The organism is Vibrio sp. 1069 (assembly GCF_033340555.1).
The window spans coordinates 1-1,323 of the sequence record NZ_JAWOWP010000066.1 but is presented as its reverse complement, the minus strand read 5'-3'; the positions used below and the strand labels follow the sequence as shown (position 1 = coordinate 1,323).

Annotated in this window: 2 protein-coding genes; both read right to left on the bottom strand. The window is 45.7% G+C overall.

The features are described from left to right. Positions 1 to 316, bottom strand: a 316-nt coding sequence (locus R7040_RS24450) for a hypothetical protein (protein ID WP_318097266.1), incomplete at its 3' end; no start/stop codon positions are given. Positions 317 to 347: 31 nt separating this feature from the next. Then, on the bottom strand, positions 348 to 1,217 hold the full coding sequence (locus R7040_RS24445) for a hypothetical protein (protein ID WP_318097265.1): 870 nt from the start codon (positions 1,215 to 1,217) through the stop codon (positions 348 to 350). Positions 1,218 to 1,323: the final 106 nt, after the last annotated feature.

Sequence of the window (1,323 nt, the reverse complement as noted above, 5' to 3'; positions counted from 1 at the left end):
CTTCACCGCAGTAGTTATTAGCATCTTTGCTTAGATGCGCGTCTGGGTAGTTTTTATCGTAACTGCGAACTTCCAGACCTTCTTTGGTAAAACAAAGCTCAACGTAACGAGGTGAACCTTGCAAGAATGGGAATTGGTTCAGAGCAAAGCGTGGCGCGGCACCAGTCGTCGGAACGTAAAACCAACGACCGTCTTTAAGATCTTTTACTGCGACTTCTTTTGCATCTCTTTCGACATAGTCATACGCCTGATCATCTGCGCCACAGCCTGCAAGTGCGGCCGTTATTGCTGACACCAGAGTCAATTTTTTAAACATTATTTGGATATCCTTAATTGTTGTTATTTTCCTAGAAGGAGTAAGTCACTGTCGCGATGTAAGATGCTTTCTCTTGGTCCAACAAATCGATGTTGCCCAAGGTGCCTCGCTCTGCATCTTGATAGAAACCCGTTGATGACGCCGCGAGTAGCAATGACCAGCTTTCATCAAACTCGTATGTGCCGTACAACGCCCCTTCATACTGCCAACTGCTTCTGCGCGTACCTTGATAACTGATGCTGTTACCACCTAACGCCGTGATCCCCACTGCGAACGATTCCCACGACTTTTCCGCAACAGCAAACAATGAGTAAGTCCACTCAGTCAGCGAGCGTCCCCCCATGGTTTTGTATTCGTGGAAATTTTTTCTCAGTCTTGGCGAAACCGAAAAATCGACGCTCCAAGCTGAAAAAGAGATCGGCACATCTAAACGAACCGCGGTGTGCAGTTCATCTTTACGAGATGTTTCTGAAGTTGGAATGGTGAGCTGACCCGCAACGCCGATTTTCCCTGTATCTCCAAAGCGATATAGGTTCGTGTATTGCAAGCCCAACACCGAATCTGTCGCGTAGGTGCCGACTTCATCTTCTAGGGCACGATAGCCACCCGTAGAAAAATAGGCTTTTGTGCCGCTCGAAAAGGAATAAACGAGATCGCCTCCCCACGAGAAATTGCGGACAGAACGGTAGTCGTCTTTATCGTAAATGTTTGTATCGTAAGATAGGTAAACGGCCCCACTAAACTTACAAACAATACAGGACGTGTCTCCTTCATTTTGTGTAGATTCAGGCGTGCTGGTGCTATCAATTACACTCGTTTCCACCGCGAATGATGGCGCTGAAAACAGCGTACCCAACAACATTGCAAGCGGCGTCATCATCCACTTTGTTGTGTGCTGCATGTTTTGAAACTTCCATGAGAATTAAGTTCATTAGAATAAACTTAAAGACAAACAGATTATTGGGATGAAATTCCATAAAAATTCAGATAATCAACCCCAATAAACC

Bases quoted from the DNA above. Each gene is read 5' to 3' on its own strand.
- R7040_RS24445 (WP_318097265.1), bottom strand. From the start codon at position 1,217: ATGCAGCACACAACAAAGTGGATGATGACGCCGCTTGCAATGTTGTTG.